15 protein-coding genes and 1 pseudogene are annotated in these 16397 nt (G+C 61.2%); 9 read left to right on the top strand and 7 right to left on the bottom strand.

The window, feature by feature from the left end; translation table 11 throughout:
- Window positions 1-163 precede the first annotated feature (163 nt).
- Window positions 164-1324 carry an acyl-CoA dehydrogenase family protein gene (locus tag K323_RS0106095; RefSeq protein WP_022884400.1) on the top strand — a complete coding sequence of 387 codons (1161 nt, stop codon included), beginning with the start codon at window positions 164-166 and terminating at the stop codon, window positions 1322-1324.
- 80 nt (window positions 1325-1404) lie between these two features.
- Entirely contained in the window at window positions 1405-2619 is a 1215-nt protein-coding gene (locus tag K323_RS24520) for a CaiB/BaiF CoA transferase family protein (RefSeq protein WP_022884399.1), read from the top strand.
- A gap of 429 nt (window positions 2620-3048) precedes the next feature.
- Here K323_RS24520 and K323_RS28410 read toward each other — a convergent pair whose 3' ends face one another.
- Entirely contained in the window at window positions 3049-3555 is a 507-nt protein-coding gene (locus K323_RS28410; protein ID WP_157509364.1) for a DDE-type integrase/transposase/recombinase, read from the bottom strand.
- A gap of 23 nt (window positions 3556-3578) precedes the next feature.
- On the opposite strand from K323_RS28410, the pseudogene K323_RS30840 reads away from it, so the two are divergent.
- From K323_RS30840 to K323_RS30195, 5 genes and pseudogenes are all read left to right on the top strand, one after another.
- A pseudogene (locus tag K323_RS30840) lies at window positions 3579-3893 on the top strand (lyase family protein); the annotation flags it as partial.
- 5 nt (window positions 3894-3898) lie between these two features.
- Window positions 3899-4225, top strand: a complete 327-nt coding sequence (locus tag K323_RS30835; RefSeq protein WP_169515610.1) for a lyase family protein — start codon at window positions 3899-3901, stop codon at window positions 4223-4225.
- Window positions 4114-4380: a lyase family protein gene (locus K323_RS30200; protein ID WP_157509363.1), complete on the top strand. Its 267-nt coding sequence runs from the start codon at window positions 4114-4116 to the stop codon at window positions 4378-4380. Before K323_RS30835 ends, K323_RS30200 begins: the two co-directional genes overlap by 112 nt.
- Window positions 4381-4641: 261 nt before the next feature.
- Complete coding sequence (locus K323_RS0106070; protein WP_022884396.1) at window positions 4642-5901, top strand: four-carbon acid sugar kinase family protein; 1260 nt, start codon at window positions 4642-4644, stop codon at window positions 5899-5901.
- 360 nt (window positions 5902-6261) lie between these two features.
- A complete protein-coding gene (locus tag K323_RS30195) occupies window positions 6262-6894 on the top strand; it encodes an NAD-dependent epimerase/dehydratase family protein (protein ID WP_281170158.1) in 633 nt (210 codons plus the stop codon).
- Between the two features lie 393 nt (window positions 6895-7287).
- Here the strand turns inward: K323_RS30195 and K323_RS0106060 are convergent, their stop codons facing one another.
- The 6 genes from K323_RS0106060 to K323_RS0106035 all read right to left on the bottom strand — a co-directional run bounded on the left by K323_RS0106060 (window position 7288) and on the right by K323_RS0106035 (window position 14376).
- Window positions 7288-8730, bottom strand: a complete 1443-nt coding sequence (locus K323_RS0106060) for a hypothetical protein (RefSeq protein WP_022884395.1) — start codon at window positions 8728-8730, stop codon at window positions 7288-7290.
- A 496-nt stretch (window positions 8731-9226) separates the two neighbouring features.
- On the bottom strand, window positions 9227-10246 hold the full coding sequence (locus tag K323_RS0106055) for an aldo/keto reductase (protein ID WP_022884394.1): 1020 nt from the start codon (window positions 10244-10246) through the stop codon (window positions 9227-9229).
- Between the two features lie 41 nt (window positions 10247-10287).
- Complete coding sequence (locus K323_RS0106050; RefSeq protein WP_022884393.1) at window positions 10288-11280, bottom strand: SDR family oxidoreductase; 993 nt, start codon at window positions 11278-11280, stop codon at window positions 10288-10290.
- Window positions 11277-12176: a carbohydrate ABC transporter permease gene (locus K323_RS0106045; protein ID WP_022884392.1), complete on the bottom strand. Its 900-nt coding sequence runs from the start codon at window positions 12174-12176 to the stop codon at window positions 11277-11279. Before K323_RS0106045 ends, K323_RS0106050 begins: the two co-directional genes overlap by 4 nt.
- Window positions 12173-13105 (bottom strand): carbohydrate ABC transporter permease, encoded by a 933-nt coding sequence (locus K323_RS24500; protein WP_022884391.1) that lies wholly within the window; start codon window positions 13103-13105, stop codon window positions 12173-12175. Before K323_RS24500 ends, K323_RS0106045 begins: the two co-directional genes overlap by 4 nt.
- 20 nt (window positions 13106-13125) lie before the next feature.
- A complete protein-coding gene (locus tag K323_RS0106035; protein ID WP_022884390.1) occupies window positions 13126-14376 on the bottom strand; it encodes an ABC transporter substrate-binding protein in 1251 nt (416 codons plus the stop codon).
- Between the two features lie 275 nt (window positions 14377-14651).
- On the opposite strand from K323_RS0106035, the gene K323_RS24495 reads away from it, so the two are divergent.
- On the top strand, window positions 14652-15692 hold the full coding sequence (locus K323_RS24495; RefSeq protein ID WP_022884388.1) for a LacI family DNA-binding transcriptional regulator: 1041 nt from the start codon (window positions 14652-14654) through the stop codon (window positions 15690-15692).
- 171 nt (window positions 15693-15863) lie between these two features.
- A complete protein-coding gene (locus K323_RS0106020; protein WP_022884387.1) occupies window positions 15864-16130 on the top strand; it encodes a hypothetical protein in 267 nt (88 codons plus the stop codon).
- The last annotated feature ends 267 nt before the right edge of the window (window positions 16131-16397 follow it).

Below are 16397 nucleotides of genomic sequence, written 5' to 3'. Positions count from 1 at the left end.
TACAGTATTTTCTATCGAACATTACTGTATTAGCCTGAGTTTGCGCACCAGTTTCCCTAAACTGTCGATGGCTTGACTCCACAACGTATCAGGAATATATTCCATATTATTGGCCGGTGCCAGCATTGCCGGTGCTTATTTCCCCACTGCTCGAAGGAAATCGATGCCTACCACCGACAGCTATGCCGACATTCGCCGTCGCACGCGGGACATCTGTGCGAAGTTCCCGAATGCCTACTGGCGGGCCCTCGACCTGGAACGCGAATACCCTTACGAGTTTGTGACGGCATTGACGGAAAGCAAACTTCTAGCGTCTCTTATCCCACGCGAATACGGCGGCCTCGGGTGGACCCTGACAGAGGCATCGATCGTGATGGAGGAAATCAATCGCTCCGGCGGCCACTCGGCAGCGTGCCATGCACAGATGTACACGATGAGTGCACTATTGAATCACGGCAGCCAAGAACAAATGTCCGCCTATCTGCCGGGAATCGCCAACGGTACAATTCGGCTGCAGGCGTTCTCTATCACCGAAGATGCTGGCTCCGACACCACCCGTATCGTCAGCACCGCCGAAAAAGTGGGCGACGAATACGTGATCAATGGCAAGAAGACCTGGACGAGCAGGATCGACCAATCAGATCTTCTCTTCGCACTCGTTCGTACATCCCCGCGGAACGAAAAGGAGAAGACCAAAGGGTTGACACTCTTCCTCATTGACCTCCGACAGGTGCGCGTCGAACAGCCGGATGCTCTCGAAGTGACAAAAGTCCGCACAATGTTCAATTATGCGACCAACCAGGTGACGTATAAGCGCCTGCGGGTACCGGCCAGCGCGGTTGTCGGCGAGGTCGGCGAAGGATTTCGATACGTGCTCGACGGCTGGAATGCCGAGCGGATACTCCTCTCCGCCGAAGCTATCGGCGACGGTTACTGGTTCATCGACAAGGCGACCGAGTATGCGAAGGAGCGTGAAGTCTTCGGCCGTGCCATCGGCACCAACCAAGGAGTGCAATTCCCGATTGCAGAGGCCTATATGAAGATCCGCGCTGCCGATCTCATGCGCTACAAGGCGGCCGATCTCTTCAGCGCGGGAGAAAAATGCGGTGCGGAAGCCAACATGGCCAAACTCCTGAGCGGCGACGCCAGCTGGGAGAGCGCAAACGTCTGTCTCAACACCTTCGGCGGCTACGGCTTCGTCGCCGAATACGACGTCGAGCGCAAGTTTCGTGAAACCCGGATGTACCAGGTTGCGCCGATCAACAACAACCTCGTGAAGTCATTCGTCGCGACCAAGGTATTGGGACTACCGCGGTCGTATTAACCTATCTGCGTGCGGCTGGGCTCACACGCAACACAATGTGCATTCACGGCCCGGACGGCATTGAGAGAGAGAAGCGCCAGATGCAACCACCACGACCGCTCGAAGGACTCCTCGTTGTGGATCTGACAACGGCTTTATCGGGGCCATACGCGACACTCCAGCTCGCCGGACTCGGGGCGAGGGTCATCAAGATCGAAGATGCCGCGCGCGGCGACAGCTCCCGGAACAATTCTCCGTTCGTGAACGCTGACGGCGGCGTATCAGTTAAACGGCAAGAACCGGAAGACTGGTCGGTTTCTATGCTCGTGAGAGGGCGAGACAAAGAGAGCGTCACCCTTAACCTGAAACACCCCGACGATTATCGGGCGTTCATGACGATCGTGGAGAGGGCCGACATCCTCGTTGAGAACTTCAGTCCTGGAGTGACCGATCGGCTGCGCATTGACTACCTCACCGTCAAGGCATCCAATCCGCGTATCGTATATTGCTCGATCAGCGGATTCGGACAAGACACGACTTACGGATCCGCCAAGGCGCTCGACGCCATCATTCAAGCTCTAAGCGGGACAATGTTTACCTCAGGGGACGAAAACGAACCGCCCATCCGACTGGGAATCCAACTCGGCGACATGATCGCACCGCTCTTCGCGGTCACCGGCGTGCTCGCAGCGGTTCATCAACGTCATCGCACCGGCTTGGGCCAACATGTCGACGTCTCAATGTTGGGTGCCCTCACCTCGATGATTGCTTCAGAACCGTTTGACGTGATGGAAGAGATAGGGTGCTCAGGTCGCACCGGCCAATTCGTGCCGCGCCTGGCACCCTTCGGAGTATTCCAGTCGTCAGACAACTGGGTCGCCATCTGCGCACACACCGACCACCTCGCCGCTGCGCTATTCACCGCCATCGGCAGCCCAGAGTGGATGAAGGGAACCCCATTCCAGAATCGCGAGGAAAGAGTCGCCGATTCGGACACTCTGCACCGGCTGATCGAGGAGTGGACCAAAGTTCGGTCGAGCACCGAAATCTTGAACGCTCTCAGCGACCACAATGTGCCGGCAGCGATCGTCCGGACACCGACGGAAGCGCTGCGTGACCCGATCGTGCGGGATCGATCGGACGTCGTACCACTGGCCCACCCCCAGCTAGGTGAAATGTCCAACTTGAGCGCTCCGGGAATCCCGATCACCTTTGACGGTGAGGCGCCCCTCTTCCGGTCGGCCGCGCGTCCCCTCGGTGCTGACACCGGCAAGGTGCTCGCGGAGTTCGCCGTCGCAAGACGGATGAACCCATAACCCTCGGACTGCGCCCGTTCGACCCAACGTTCAGTGCCAAGGCGCATGCAACCGGTTAGTGGTTCATCGACAGGGGTGGTCGAATCGTGTTCGCAGCGTCATTTACACATGAGCCACTCTTGGGTGACGTGGGCCTCGATCCACCGATCGCGTTGAAGAGAGAATCTCCGTTACGCCGCGGAGTGATTCGAACGTGCGTGACGGCAAGGCGAAGCTGGACAAGCCTGCCAGCGGTCCTGACCCCGACTACGGGCATGCTGGTCAGGACGGGGTGAAGAGGGTGTGCCTCCACCAGTTACGGACAATCGTCGACCGCGATTCTCATGCTGTGAGGTCACGGACTGTCTCCCTCGGTATGAATGAATGAATGAATGAATGAATGAACGCAGCACCTCCTCTAATCCACCTGTCTCCTCTGTATCTGGCGTCTCACTGCTCCCGCCGCAATGACGGCTTGCCAGGAGACTTCATCGGCGACCGCCCCGTCAACGCCGTCATCCATCCAGTTGGCCTTCCCATCGATACCTCCAGAATCGAGGTATTGCGACGACCAGTTGAATCCGCCTTGGCTGCCGGCGTCAGAGCGGTGCACGAGGCCGCGACTGGTCGGATGGCCCGGTCGCGTCGCCACAGCCCCTTCCGCAGTGCCGTGGTGACCACCGGCGTCGTTTTCGTTATCGCGGCATGCTGGCCGACGATCGCTCGGGAGTGGCAGTCGATCACGAACGACACATAGGCGAATCGGGCACAGGTGCGGACACAGGTGAAGTCGGCCACCCAGCGCTGGTTTGGTATCAGCGCGGTGAAGTCACGGTAGAGAAGATCCGGCGCCCGGTCGGCATTGCGGTCCGGGATCGTTGTCCTCACGCGCTTGCCCCGAATGCGGCCGAGCATACCCAGTTCGCGCATCAATCGGTCAACACGTCTGGCTGACACGTTGTGGCCTTGGCGGCGCGGAGATGCTTGTGATGCTGTCGGGTCTCGCTGAGACGCACGCCGTCACGCCCGTGTCTGGCCGCACACACGGACAGCACGCCGTGCCGATCTCATTCGGCTTGAAAGTCGCCGGGTGGGCGGACGAGCTGGCCAGGCAGGGCGAGCGTCTGATGCAACTGACGCCGCGCGTTCTCGCAGGCAACGTCGCTGGGGCGGCGGGGTCGATGTCGGCGATGGGCGAGGTCGGCGGGCAGGTCCAAGACCGCGTGTTGGAGATCCTTGGACTCGGCGTGCCGCAGATGTCCTGGCACTCCGTGCGGGATCGCACCGCAGAGATCGTCGCGTGGACCGGCTACTCGCAGGCACCATTGCTCGTGTCTCCAACGAGTTGTACAGCCTCAAACGTACCGAGATCGGCGAGGTGCTCGAAGGCCGCGACGCCGGAGACGTCGGAAGCAGCACAATGCCCCAGAAGACGAACCCCTCCCACACCGAATTCTCCGTCGCCGCGCCGCGCCTCGCCTCGCCATGGGCCAGGTATCTGTCGGACTGGCGTACATGGTCCAGGAGAACGAGCGCGACGTGCGCGAATGGATGGTGGAGTGGAAAGTCGGCCCTGAACAACTCCTGCTTATTTCTGGGGCGCTCGACCACCTCTTCCAGGCCCTGAACGGGCTCGCCGTTGACACCGAGCGAATGCGTCAGAATCGCACGCTGACGGACGGGCTGATCTTGGCTGAAGCCGCGATGATGCGGCTCGCGCCACGAATCGGCAGGCAAGAGGCGCACGAACATATGCGGACTGTTACGCGTCGTAGCGCGTAAACGCGGCGTCTGTCTCGGTGCTGTTCTGTGCGACGACCCGATCTGGCGAGAGCACGGGGATGCGACTGTCCTCGATTTCGGATATGTCGGACGTTCCGCACAAATAGTGGATGTCGTCGTCCGTACGGGACGCGAGCGGGCATCCGAGCTCCAGCAGGCGGCGCAGAGCCTTACGTCCGCGGAGACGGACAATCTTCGCCGCCTGTTCCGTGAAAGTGGCATCACCGATTTTCAGGGTACGACCGCGAAACGGGGAACCTAATGTACACCGTCGTGCTCGATGGCGACCCGACAGGAACGCAATCTGTCTCCGGTCTGCGCGTGCTGCTCCGGTGGAATGCGAACTCGATTGTCGCCGCGCTCATCTCGGATGGCGCGGTGTATCTGCAAACCAACTCCCGGGCTATTCCGGAGGGGGAGGCGGTAGAACTCGCCAGTCTTATTAAGTATCAGCTCGCCGAAGTCGAATCGCGCGTCGGGTCACCGATTCTCGTCGTGCTGCGGGGCGACTCGACACTGCGCGGCCATGTCTTCGCCGAAAGTGACGTGTTCGCCGGAGACGACGGTCGCATCTTGTTCGTGCCGGCCTTTCCTGCGGGAGGGCGTACGACGGTCGGCTCAGTGCACTATGTCCGCATCGGCGGGGCAGACCTCCCTGCTGCCGAGACCGAACTCGCACGTGACCCGGTATTCGGCTACCGGCAATCCCAGTTGATCGAGTGGGTTCGCGAGACCGGGAACCGCCGCGCGGTCGCTGTGCCACTCGAAAACGTGCGAGCCTCGGGCGGAGCTGCCGTCGCGGACGCCTTGCGATGCGCCGGACCGGGAGAGGCCATCGTCCCAGACGCGGAAATCGACGATGACATCCTGCCCATCCATGCGGGACTCCGAACGGTGCTGCAGGCCAGCACTCACGTTGTCGTGAGGTCCGGCGCGCTTCTCGCAGCCATCTGCGCAGGCCATCCAAGGGACGGTCTTATCGCACGTCCAGTTGATGTGCCTGAGGACGACGGCCTTCTTGTTGTATGTGGCTCGCACACCGCGGCATCAACTGGGCAACTGCAACGGCTGACAGAGGTGCTCGGCATCCCGCCGATTGAGATTGCGACAGACTTAGCGCGCGCGGATCCGGAGAAGGCGGGCAGTGCGGCAGCTGTTCAGGCGGCACACTATCTCCGCGAACACCGCGTAGCGGTCCTTATAACCGAGCGCCATCGCCGAGCGGAGCATGGCACCCTTGCCGACGGCGAAGTGGTGATGACAGCGACGCGGATCCTCGCCAAGCAGGCCGGGGTGATCGTTTCCCAAGGGGGCATCACTGCGGCGGAAGTCGCGAGGACCGGACTTGGGGCAAGCCATGTGTACGTGCGCGGCCAGATTGAGCCAGGCATCTCGGTGTGGGATATGACTCTCGAAGGAAGGTCGCGAATGCAGATCGTGGTCCCGGGAAACGTCGGCGAGGCCGAGACACTCGTCGATGTCCTCTCCTCACTTGAACAGACGACGATGGAGGACATGTGAGCGAGCACGGTGTACGGGTGGCGGTTACAGGGGGATCGGGATTTCTGGGGGATCTCCTGATCCGGAGATTGCTCGATGACAGTGAGATCGCCCTCGCTGGAACGGAGGCGCGCCCGATTGCCCGAGATTGTCGTGCTCGATGTCGTCCCGCCGGTGTCAGACACGACCGCCGATCCCCGCGTCACGGTACTGATTGGTGACGTGACGTCACAACTTGGCCGGTTGGGGCAAGTCGATGCGGTGTTTCACCTCGCCGGCGTTGTCAGCGGGCGGCCGAAGCCGACTTTGACCTGGGGATGCAGACCAATCTCCATGCACTGATCGCTCTGCTGGAGCACGCCCGGACTATGAGCGCCCCCAATCGTCGTATTCACCAGCTCACTGGCCGTGTTCGGACAAGATCCCGCTGGCCCACTGTTGCGGACGGTGGGCGGTGACACGCTGCCGCGGCCACAGTCAAGCTATGGGTCCCAGAAATTCGTTGGCGAGATGCTCGTCGCCGAATACTCGCGGCGGAACTATATCCGCGGACGTAGCGTGCGACTCATGACCGTTTCGGTGCGCGCAGGCGCCCCGAGCGCTGCGGCATCGAGCTTCCTGTCCGGTATCATCCGCGAGCCATTCGCCGGCCTGCGAAGCGTATGTCCCGTGCCGAAGGAGACGCCGGTCGCGCTCTCTTCACCATCCAACACGATCGAGGGGATCTTGCGCGCCGCAGTCTCGGACGAAACATCCTGGGGCAGTCGAACGGCAATGAACCTCCCCGCACTGACGGCCACGCCGCGAGAGATGGTCGAGGCCTTGGAGGAGGTCGCCCCCGGCTCTGCCACGCTCATCGATTGGGAGCTCGACGACGAAGTAATCGATATCGTCACGACCTGGCCCGCACACTTCTCGACCAAGCGCGCCGAGGCGCTCGGACTTCAAACCAATGCATCCTTCCGCGAAATCGTTGAGGATTACGTCGGCAGCCGGAAAGAGGCTATCGCCTGACGACGCGCACCGGGATCAGCGTCAAGCTCATGGCCAACACAACGATCATGACCCCCGACGCGAGATGAGATGGCGGTCGCCGATGACCTCACGGCTGCGGTTAACGTGTCTGGGATCCGCTGACGCCGGGCGGCTCCCCCACACTGTCGTCGCTGTCGTTACTGGAGCTCGCGCTCAGTCCGCGACGGACGCGCGCGCGGCGTCATATTTCCCATGTGGCATTTGCTGCAATCCCAATCCACTAATTCCCGGAAAGGCCAGCCCGGACCCCATCGCCGCCGCTGTGCTGACCCCGTCGCCATCGCACATTGTCGAGGATTGTCACCGGTGCGTGGATGTGCGGATCCCATCGGTTCCACAGCGATGCTGCCGGCTCCGCAGTCATGGGTTGCCCTAAGCCTTCACAACGGTGACGAGACGCTTGATCTTGGTGTCCTTCTTGGCCTGATAGGGCGGACCAGTGAACTCGGTGAGCGCTTCGTGCAGGCGCTTCGTGGGTCGACCGATCAGTTTGTTCTCCAGGAACGCGAGGAGATCCTTCCACTGGCGCTGAGCGAGAGCGTGTTGCAATCGTGCCGAGACTGTGGAGTCGGTGAAACTCAGAAGCGCGGTCCTAGCCTGGGTTGGGGTGAATCCTTCGATGAGTTCGCGATAGATCGGAGAAGCCGAGAATGATTCCCCGTGCCCGTTTGTCAGGAACACGTACACAACCGTGTGTACATAGTTCTGTTCGATCGACTCCGGCACGTCAGGCGGGTCGCCCACTACTCGTTTGAGGGCGCGTGCCGGTATGGTCTCGTTGACGAAGTTGTTCCAGCCGTGATGAGTACTGTAGAGACCTTCAAGGGTGGCCTGAATTTCGGGAATCCTCAGCTCCTCGGGCAGGTAGCTCGCCCCATCGACCGCGTCCAGCAGTTCACGTGCCAGAGCTGCTTGATCGGAATCCTGATTGACACGGAACCGCAGCGCACGGACCCCGAACTGCCGACGAGCATCCTCGGTGAGATGTGGCCACAGCTTGGGGAGGATGAGTCGAACATTGTCGCGGGTCTGAACGTCGGTATCGAGGCGCGTGTAAATGCCGGCCAGTCCCGAAGCGAGGTTGTCGGCTTGTTCCTCTGGGAGTCGATCGAACGTCGACCCGGTCGTGTCCGCGTCGCCCTTAGAGAGTTTCTGTGTCTTGATGTTCTGGAGAAGGCGCCGAATCTCGACGACGACATCGTCTTCCGGCAGGAGGATGACCTCGACGATGCACGTCTCGAGAAAGTCAAGCAGCTGCATAGCGCGCAGCTCGACTTGGTTCGGGTGCGCGGCACTGGCATGGTTGCGCATGAACCGAACCAGATCAAGTTGCTGATAGCCGACGTCGGAAACGAGTCCTATCCGGTTGGCTGCCTGCAGCAGATCCTGATCGGTAACTTTCGAAAGATCGTCCTCATGTTTGAGCACCTTGCGCTGTTCGGAAGCCGAGCCTACGGCAAGGTCGAAGAAGTAGGACAGATCATAGGCTGCGACGCGTTTACGAAGCTCGCCGATGGTCTCATCCCACAAGTAGTTCAGTGCAGCATCAAATAGCCCTGCTGTTACAGCTGCGAGGAACTTCGAGAGGTAGAGAGACTCGGCTAGCCGATCGCTTCCAAGTTCCGCTAGGGAGTCGTCAACGTTTTGGAATACACGAGAGCGTTCGCGGACAGAGACAAGTACCCCGTCGCTCGGTAGTCCGGCCTGATCCATTCGAGCGAGAAGGCTCCGCTCGAAACCTTTGAGGTCTGCGGCGAACTCCTGCGAAGTGGCGACAGCGGTCCCGTTTGCGGCGGTTAGTGCTTTCGGTGTCACGGTGCCCCCAGGAGTACGACGACGATGTCCTTGCGCATTCCGCCGGGTGGGCGACGCGATTGCCCAATTCTATTGGGGGAGTTACACTGGCGACGCTCGAGTTCGCCGACTGTGCCTCGACATGGGGGTGTCCTCGAGGGAAGTGCCGGATCCAAGACAGAAGGGCTAGGGCGCGAATTGGAGTTGACAATTCGTTGTCGCGGTTGGTCGAAGCCCTGTCCAGGTTTGAATGGGAGCACTCCGAAAAGATGCTCCCGGTGGAGGCCACCGGCGCGATCGGTGCGCTTGCGTCCACGCTCGGAGTTCCGGCCCATGTGGACCTTGAGTTCGGAGTCATGGCACGTGCCTGTAGGACACCTGCTGGAAGAGCTGCCTCGAAATCCGCGACCCGATTCTCGACACGATGAAAGCCCGACACATTACGAGTTTCTCAGCTCTCCTCACCACCCATTAGGCGCCACGGCCCACTCGTCCTAATGTTAGTTTGCGCTCATCCCTACGCGAGCTGGCGGCTTCGCTGGTCTCGGCCCATTGCCCCGTATGGCCACGGGGAGGGCTCCGGGTCGCTCGCCGCGTTGAGGGCCGCGAGATCGTCGACGGTGAGGGCGACTTCGATGCTTCCGAGGTTGTCTTCGAGATGCTCGACGGTGCGCGCCCCGAGGATCACCGAGCTGATCACCGGTTGCGCGCTCAGCCAGGCGAGCGCAATGCGTGACATCGACTGGTCGTGCGAGTGCGCGATGCTCTCCAGAGCATCGAGGACTCGCCACGTCCGCGCTTGCGCTGATCGCAAATCGTAGGCTTCCACCCCGCGATCGGGGTCCTCACCCAACCGGGTAGCGCCAGCGGGCCGGTGATCTTGCGAGTACTTTCCTGTGAGCCATCCGCCACCCAGAGGAGACCACGGGAGTACGCCAATCCCATTGGCTTCGCATGCGGGAAGGATCTCCCATTCCACCTCCCGGGCCAGCAGGTTGTATTGCGGCTGCATCGAGATCAGCGGGAACCGACTTCCCACCGCGGATGCCGCCTGCGCAATTTGCCAGCCCAGAAAGTTGGACAGGCCCGCGTAGCTGATTTTGCCTCCACGGACGGCGTCTTCAAGAAAGCCGAGCGATTCTTCGAGCGGGGTCACTGGATCCCAGGAGTGCAGCTGATACAGATCGATGTGATCCACACCGAGTCGGGTGAGGGTGCGGTCCAACGCGCGACGCAGGTGGCGTCGCGATGTACCCGCGTCCCTCACGTCGACGTCGACGGGAAACCGTCCCTTGCCCGCGATCACGAGCCGATCACGAGTGCTCTCGCTCTGCCGTCGCAACCATTCGCCGACAATCTTCTCTGATCGACCGCCGCTGTACACGTCGGCGGTCTCGATGAGGGTTCCGCCGGCACCCGTGAATAGGTCGAGCTGTCTGTGCGACTGCTCGGCGTCGGTTTCGGCTCCGAAGGTCATGGTTCCGAGCGAGAGCGTCGAGACGACGAGGCCTGAGCGGCCAAGCGTGGTGTACTTCATTTTTGTTTTTCGTAACCTATCTCTTGAGGGAGCGTGGTGAGCTAGCGCGGTCGGTAGGCGTCAGCAAGCGAATCCATGACCGCATCCATATGCTGGTCAACCTGGCATGATTCGGGATGGCTATCGTGCCACGCGATGATCTCCTCGGCTCCGCGAGCGAAGGGGACCTGGCAGACGAAGTCAGGCACGAGGCGCTTGATCTTGCTGTTGTCGAACACCATGGAATTGGCTTTGTCTCCCAGCAGTGCGGCGCCCCACTCGGGGTCGGCGGCAGCGATGGATGCCGACGCAACATGCACCAGCTTCGGGTCTACGCCCGCTGCCCGCGCGATGTGCCCGTAGATCGCGTTCCAGGTCAGGGCCTCATCCGAAGTGATGTGGAAAGCTTCACCGATAGCTTCGTCTCGGCCGTAGAGACCGACGAATGCTCGAGCGAAGTCGGTATGGTGCGTGATCGTCCACAGCGATGTTCCATCACCAGGGACCACCACCTCACGGCCCTGACGCATGCGTTCGACAACGGTCCAGCCGCCATCGAAGGGAATCATGCTCGGGTTGTAGGTGTGGGAGGGACGCACGATTGTGACAGGAAACCCCGTGTCGCGGTAGGCGGCGGCTAGCACGTCTTCGCACGCAATCTTCTTGCGTGAGTACTCCCAGTACGGGTTTCGTAGCGGAGTCGACTCGGTCACGGGCAGCCTGCTCGGTGGCGTCTGGTAGGCCGAGGCGGAGCTGATGAAGATGTACTGGCTCGTGCGGCCAGCGAACATCTCCAGGTCGGCTCGCACGTGCTCTGGCTCGAAAGCGACGAACTGGACGACAGCATCAAAAGACAATCCATCGATTGCTTCCGCGACTGCTGAAGCATCGCGCACGTCGGCTCGGAGCGCCCGCACCCCCTGTGGTTGCGGTCCCGCGTCCTCGCCTGAGCGGCTGAGTGTGTGCACCTTGTGGCCTCGCCGCGCCGTTTCGGCGACGACCGCCGTACTGATGATTCCGGTACCTCCGATGATGAGTACGCGTAGCCCACTCACTTGACACCTCCTGCGGTGAGGCCGCTGACAATGCGGCGTTGAAAGATGAGCACGATGATGATCAACGGGATCGTGACGATCACTCCCGCCGCCATTTGTGTTCCATAGGGCTTGTCGTACTGCGATATGCCAGTAAACTGCGCAATCGCCACCGTGACGGGTTGGGCTGCGGGGGTCTGCGACATCGCGTTGGCGATCATGAACTCGTTCCACGCCGAGATGAACACCAGGATCGCTGTCGTGAACACCCCAGGCACCGCGAGGGGCAGGATGATCCTCCGGAACGCCTGCCCTCGGGTGCAGCCGTCCACCAGCGCGGCCGCTTCCAGTTCCCAGGGCATGGCGCGGAAGAAGCTGACTAAAATGTAAACGCCGAGCGGTAAGGCAAAACTAATGTCAGGGATGATCATCGCCTGGTACGTGTTGATCCATCCGAGGTCCGCAAAGAGCTGGAAAAGCGGAGTGAGTATCGCAACGCCTGGGAACATCGACGTCGCCAGGAATAGTCCGAGCACGACGTTCTTACCGCGAAATTCCAAGCGGGCGATGGCATAGGCGGCCGTGACTCCGAAGAACAGTGCGATAACCGTCACGCAGCTCGCAATGATTGCGGAGTTGCGCAGCGCGAAGACGAACGTGTTCTGCGCGCCGAATACCGCCGCGTAGTTGTCCAGCGTCGGGTTGATCGGCCACAGGCTGTTATCGAATATCTCGTTCGACCCTTTGAGACTCGTCACGAACATCCAATAGAACGGCGCAAGACAGAAGAATGTGATCGCTGCGAGTAGGACGTACGTGCCGATCGATCCCCAAGGGATGCCGCGCCGCATCCGTGCAGCATCCCTCGAGCTTCGCACACCCGGTCGGGTCGTCTGCGCTGCAGTCTGGATGGTCATTGCTTCTTTCCTTTCCGTCCGCCGGCCTGCTCCACGGCATTCACACCGAGCAGCCGCACGAAGAGATACGCCGTCACGAAGATCAACAGGAATGTGAGCGTCGAGAGCGCACCGCCGTAGCCAGGTTTAAGTTGACTGAGGGTGGACTGTACGACCAGCACCGACAACGTCGCCGTCCCGTTCGCACCATTGGTCATAATTTCCGGCAGGTCGTACATACGCAGCGCATCGAGCATTCGGAACAGCACCGCCACGAGCAGCGCAGGCTTGACGAGCGGCAGCGTGATGAACACGAAACGCTTCCACGCGCTTGCCCCGTCGATCTTCGCGGCCTCATAGACCTCCTCGGGAATGACCTGCAGGCCTGCGAGCACGAGAAGAGCGACGAACGGAGCGGTTTTCCATGTGTCGGCGACGATGATCGCGATCATGGACGGTACGGACGAACCGGTCCAGATGATGTCCGTGCCTAGCAGAGAGTTGATGATCCCCTGCGGGTCGAAAGCCCACTTCCACAGCACAGCCGCTACAGCGGTGGGAACTGCCCACGGAACCAGCACGCTGGCGCGAATCAGTCCGCGGCCACGGAATGCCCTGTTGGCCACAAGTGCCATGCCGAGACCGATGAGGGTTTCGAGAACGATGGTCACGGCGGTGAACAGGTACGTCACACCCGTGGATGCCCAGAAGTCGTCCGCGTTGTAGCCCCACAGAGCTTGGGCGTAGTTGTCGAGGCCGACGAAGGGTACTTCGCCGATGCCGTCTCCGAACAGCGAGCGAATGATTGAGGAGATCACCGGGAAGGCGATCACCAGGGTCAGAACTGCGACCGAGGGGATAACGAGCCAGAAGGCGAGTCCGCCATCTTTCGCCCGCCCGGTTCCGGTGCGAGAGCGGCGCCGGTTCAGGACCCGGGGTGAGATGGACATGACTCGCCTCCTGATCGTTCTTACTGAATCGCCTGCTCGAGGTCAGCCGCCATTTGCGTGATGGCCTCGTCCACCGACGCAGTTCCCTGCAATGCGGCGTATGCGTTCTCCTGGATCGCCAGGCTCACCGCGTTGTAGTTGGGGGTGCGTGGCCGTGGGTTGGCAGATTCCAGCGACTCCTGCAGAGTCGGCAGGTAGGGCGAAACCTCGACCAGCTCGGGGTCGGTGTAGAGGTCGCTGCGAACTGAGGCCTGGTTCATCACGCTGACGAGCACCCGCTGCGCTTCCTCGGACTGCATCCATTCGACCCACGCTTTCGCGGTCTCCTTGTTCTTCGAGAACGCCGACACACCTAGATTGATGCCACCCAGCGACGAAATTCCCGTGCCGTCGAGTCCGGGGAGTACAGCGGTGCCGAACTTCCCAGCGATCGCCGAGCCCTCCTCGCTGGCCGCGGTGTACACGTACGGCCAGTTGCGCAGGAACATCACTTTGCCGTCCAAGAACGCGTTGGCGCTCTCCTGCTCCTGGTAGGTGATACCGGAGGCGTTGATATCGCCGTTCTCGAACATGTCGACCAAATGCTGCAGACCTTCACGCGCCTCGGGCGAGTCGACAGTAACCGACTTGCCGTCCTCGCTGAGGAAGGATCCGCCAGCGGAGTTGATGACTTCTGCGACGTTCACAGTGAGTCCCTCGTACTGGGCGAACTGTCCGGCGTAGCAGTCCATGTTGTTCGCTGCCGCGATCTCGCAACCCGCCTGAAGCTCTTCCCACGTCGTGGGCGGTGCGTCGATCAGGTCGGAGCGGTAGTACAGCAGACCTGCGTTCGTCATGAACGGCGCCGCCCAGATCTTACCGTCGTACTTAGCCGATTCGACGGCGGCGGGAAGGATGTCAGGACTGGCCACCTTCTCCGGGTCGAGTTCTTCAAGCCAACCATGTGCGGCGAACTCCGACGTCCAAACGACGTCGCCCCAGATCACGTCGTAGTTGCCGCTCTTGGCCTGGAAGTCCTGTACGAAGGACGTGCGCTGATCGTCCGGTGAAGCAGACAATTCAAGGAAGGTGACTTCTTGGTCGGGATGGGCCTCATTCCACATGTCGATCAGCTGTGGCATCGCTCCTGTCAGGTCCTTCCCGGACGCGAAGGTGATCGGACCGATACCGTCGTCGCTTGCCTGATCTGGCGCGCCACCACATCCAGTGAGGCCGATGAGTAGGGCAGCCGCTGTTGAGGCTGTGACTGCAAGCCGCTTCTTGCTGTGCATTTCTCTCTCTCCTTTGAGCTGTTGCTCTGGCCGGCTGTGCAAGCAGGCCAGCGACGCTCGTGCTGGGCGCAGCGATACAGAATGCTTGAGTCTGGGTCGATTGTCAAGTAATCGGTTACTTGATTACTCTCAAGCATCAGCTGGTACCTCTGCTGGTGGGGCGAAAACCCATGAATGCGCGGAAGATCGAGCGTCTTTGCCGCCGCGCGTAATCGCTTACTTGCACTCGATCGGTTCATGACTATGATGAATGACACCAGCACCAAGGAGGGGCTTTGAACGTCACGGTCAAAGACGTCGCTCGTGTCGCAGGGGTATCTACCGCGACGGTCTCACGAGCACTTCGCGGTTTCCAGACCGTCGACCCCGTGATCCGAGCGGCCGTACAGCAGGCCGCTGAGCGCCTCAATTACGTCGGGTCCCCCGCTGCGGCTGCCCTTTCCACGGGTCGTGCAGGCAGCATCGGAGTCATTACCCCGTTCGTCAACCGCATGGCGTTCCAGCGCATGCTTTCGGGCATTGAAACTGCAATGCGCGGCACCGATATGGATCTGTTGCTCTACTGCACGGGGGACCCGAGTGACCCCCACCCAGTCCCACCGCGCAAGCGCTTAGCGCGCCGAGTTGAGGGCTTCATCGTCCTTTCGCTCGCCATGCACAGCCCTGATGTCGAGGAGATTTCCAAGCTGAACATGCCCGTCGCGTCCTTTGGAGAGCACGGCCCATGGGGCGCGAGCGTGCAGCTTGATGATCGGGCGGGGGCCGTTGTGGCGACCGAGCACTTGATCGGCCTGGGGCACACTCGCATCGCTCTGATCCACGGACGTGACGCGCACGATCCCGGCGTACTCGAGTACCAGCGCCACCTAGGCTTCAACGAAGCGATGGCACGCGCCGGGTTACCCGTGGATCCCACGCTGGTGCTCCCTGGGGACTTCACAATCGCAGGCGGGGCATATGCGATGGCTCAGCTGCTCGACGGTGACCGCCCCCCGACCGCTGTCTTCGCTTTCTCCGACGAGATGGCCTACGGCGCGATCCGGACCATGCGTGAACGCGGGCTCGCGCCCGGCAGCGACGTAGCCGTTATCGGGTTTGATGGCCACGAGACATCATCCCTGCTCGACCTCACCACCATCACCGTGCCCTTCGAGGAGATCGGCGCGACGACGGCTCGCAAGCTCCTCGAAGAGATCGAGGGCAGATCTGGCGAGACCGCGGACGTCACAGTCCTCCCGACCCAGCTGACCGTTCGGTCCAGCACACTCGGAGGCGGTGCCACCGGAAACCTCGTGTCGAGCCTGCGTTCAGGTTAATACCTTGCAGCGCGTCGGCTGCCACTGAACACACCCGTCTTCTACCGGGGAAAGATGCCCCACACGCCATCCGTATCGGCTGCGCGCGCACTGCGGGTGAGGGGTCGACTTCGACCGAAACAACCGTAAGCCGGGCCCGACCGAACCCGAGTCAGAAAAAGGACACTCCAAATGCGCAACGGCGTTCAGCTGATTACCTACGCGGACCGGCTTGCTCCGGACCTCCCGTCCCTGCAGCGCCTGCTGACTAGCCCACCATGGTCCGACGCCTACACCGGCGTGCACATCCTGCCGTTCTTCGCTCCCCACGACGGCGTCGATGCCGGCTTCGACCCCACCGATCACACCCAGGTGGACCTGCGACTAGGCACCTGGGGTGACGCCGCCGAGATCGCCGAAAGCCACGACCTAGACGATATGAAGGTGGCCAGTTCTTAAGGCTGGGGCCTCGTTTCACATAGACGTGGGTTGCCAACAGGTGAAGAGTTGACCTATCCGACAGGTGAACTTTGGAGGCCCCAGTTGACTATCTATCGTACTTTCGTTGGCTTGGATGTGCACGCCCGAACTATCGCTGGTTGTGGCATCGATGTTCACAGTGGTGAGGTCGTGCATCGACGATTCGGGTTCGACCTGACCGAAGTTCTCGGGTGGATCCGATCGCTGCCGGGTCCAGTCCAGGCAACGTATGAGGCTGGCCCGACA

This window comes from Glaciibacter superstes DSM 21135, assembly GCF_000421145.1.
Classification (GTDB): Bacteria; Actinomycetota; Actinomycetes; order Actinomycetales; family Microbacteriaceae; genus Cryobacterium; species Cryobacterium superstes.
This window is presented reverse-complemented; position numbering and strand designations above follow the sequence as displayed.

Coding starts and splice junctions, on each gene's coding strand:
- K323_RS0106070 (WP_022884396.1), top strand. CDS start 4,642: ATGTACACCGTCGTGCTCGATGGCGACCCGACAGGAACGCAATCTGTC.
- K323_RS30200 (WP_157509363.1), top strand. CDS start 4,114: ATGGTCCAGGAGAACGAGCGCGACGTGCGCGAATGGATGGTGGAGTGG.
- K323_RS24500 (WP_022884391.1), bottom strand. CDS start 13,105: ATGTCCATCTCACCCCGGGTCCTGAACCGGCGCCGCTCTCGCACCGGA.
- K323_RS0106020 (WP_022884387.1), top strand. CDS start 15,864: ATGCGCAACGGCGTTCAGCTGATTACCTACGCGGACCGGCTTGCTCCG.
- K323_RS0106055 (WP_022884394.1), bottom strand. CDS start 10,246: ATGAAGTACACCACGCTTGGCCGCTCAGGCCTCGTCGTCTCGACGCTC.
- K323_RS0106045 (WP_022884392.1), bottom strand. CDS start 12,176: ATGACCATCCAGACTGCAGCGCAGACGACCCGACCGGGTGTGCGAAGC.
- K323_RS0106035 (WP_022884390.1), bottom strand. CDS start 14,376: ATGCACAGCAAGAAGCGGCTTGCAGTCACAGCCTCAACAGCGGCTGCC.
- K323_RS24520 (WP_022884399.1), top strand. CDS start 1,405: ATGCAACCACCACGACCGCTCGAAGGACTCCTCGTTGTGGATCTGACA.
- K323_RS0106095 (WP_022884400.1), top strand. CDS start 164: ATGCCTACCACCGACAGCTATGCCGACATTCGCCGTCGCACGCGGGAC.